Source organism: Dictyobacter formicarum, assembly GCF_016587435.1.
The window spans coordinates 1-1,989 of record NZ_BNJJ01000062.1 but is presented as its reverse complement, the minus strand read 5'-3'; the positions used below and the strand labels follow the sequence as shown (position 1 = coordinate 1,989).

2 pseudogenes are annotated in these 1,989 nt (G+C 52.5%); one reads left to right on the top strand and one right to left on the bottom strand.

The window, feature by feature from the left end:
• Positions 1-164: 164 nt before the first annotated feature.
• Positions 165-254 (top strand): annotated as a pseudogene (locus JMI88_RS39975) (IS6 family transposase); the annotation flags it as partial.
• A gap of 239 nt (positions 255-493) precedes the next feature.
• On the opposite strand, the pseudogene JMI88_RS39175 reads toward JMI88_RS39975, so the two are convergent.
• Positions 494-1,977, bottom strand: a pseudogene (locus JMI88_RS39175) (AlkA N-terminal domain-containing protein).
• Positions 1,978-1,989 lie beyond the last annotated feature (12 nt).

The window sequence follows — 1,989 nt, the reverse complement described above, 5'->3', positions numbered from 1 at the left end:
TTCTTCACTCAACGCGACTTCATACTTGTGGGCGCGTTCTCTCATCCGGATCTCCTTGCAGAGGTAATATTCTTGAGCTTCCAGGATAGAAGATATTCTCTTCTGTTGTAAACCTCACTTGACAGAGCAGTACAGTAAAGGAAAATGAGCGAAAGAGGCACGTTATGGCAGGGAAGAATCCGTTTACGTGGCGTCATTTTCCGTCCGACATCATTCTTTTGTGTGTCAGGTGGTATCTGCGCTATGCGCTCAGTAGTTTCCCACATTGATTTTGATGCTTATCTGTTTGGCTAAGAAGCGATTTCCTTAGCATACCTCAAGGAGAAGCCAGGCATCAACGGGAAAAACTCTCTTGAGATGTAGGAGCCTGACGACGAATCGTTACCGGACTCCTGTTTTTCTCTTCTCTTATGCGTTTCCTGTTCCTTTGCTTCTCTTACTCTGGTATGAGGAGAACGCTCCTACGATTGAGTCTATGAGATGATGAGATCCTTTATCCAATGAATATCAGCGGAGTCCGGAGCTTTTTGGTTATCCTGGGAGGCTTGCCCACAGGATACATGGCATATGTGCGCCAGGGGCGCCAGGTTTCAGCAGCGTGCGCCATGCTTTTCGGATCAGTTGCCAGCCCTCGTTGCTCGAATGCTCTTCGCAAGCCCGGATCGCCGGCTGAAAACGCATCAGGATCACCCAGTGCGCGCATCGCGATGTATGCTGCCGTCCATGGCTCTATGCCTGGCACGTGAGGAGTTGGGTCGTTGTTTGCTCACGATCAGTACCGCGATCAAGGATAAGGCTTCCTTCTGCGACGGCTTGGGCCAACGTCTGTAGCATAGTAACGCCTGTGTGAGGAAGCCCTATCGCCGCCAGATCTGTCTGCATGATCTGCTCAGGAGTTGGGAAAAAATGCGCCAAAGTCCCTTGCGGCTCAGGGAGAGGATCTCCATAGGCAGAGATAAGTTGTCCAGCCAACGTTCGTGCTTCGGCAATGGAGGTTTGTTGGATGAGAATGGCACAGACGGCCAGCTCAAATCCGTTGATTGCTCCTGGAAGTCGTAACCCGGGGCGCATTTCTACGAGTGGCACCATCAGAGGATCGGCTGCCAACATGGCATTGATGGTAGCCGGATCAGCGTCGAGATCAAACAGATTACGGCAGCGTTGGACGATCTGACCGAGGTCGCTCAGATCATCAAGGGAGAGATGAAGAGCGAGCGTGTTCTTTTTCGCTCCTGGTTCAACTTCCAGGATACCCTTTGAGTAGGGAAATGCGATCGTGCGTCGATATCGCTGGTTGATGACTTCTTCGATTCCTGGAATGGCATGCGTGCCTAGATACGCAAAGATTCCTGCACTGTCGAATGGAGGGCGATAATGCAAGCAGAGCGTCAGGCATCCATCAGAAACGCTTCCTGATTGGATATGCTGCCATAATGTCGACGGCGCGCAGCCGAATATTTCTCTCATTGTTGCGTTGAATTGGCGAATACTGGGAAAGCCAGATGCAAAAGCGATGTCAGTCAGTGAAAGGTGCGTTTGATCAAGCAGAAGTTTCGCTGTTTGGGCACGCCGTCGACGTGCCAGCGCGAGCGGCCCAATGCCTACCTGCGTCACTAACTCGCGATGGAGATGCCGTTGGCTAACCACCAGGCGCTGAGCAAGTCCAGTGACCCCCTCAACATCGACCAGACCATCGGCAATCAAACGGAGCGCGCGCGCAACGAGATCTGCGCGTCTATTCCAGTCTGGTGATCCCGGGCTAGCTTCGGGATGGCAGCGACGACAGGCTCGAAAGCCTGCCGCTTCGGCAGCCAGGGCATACGGGTAAAAACGTACATTTTTTGCCCGTGGTGTCCGTGCAGGACAAATGGGGCGGCAATAGATCCCTGTCGTCGTCACAGCGGTAAAAAAGAGCCCATCAAAGCGAGCATCGCGGCTGCATACAGCTCGATAGCAGAGATCAAAGTCTGTGTAGATATGCCTTGTTTC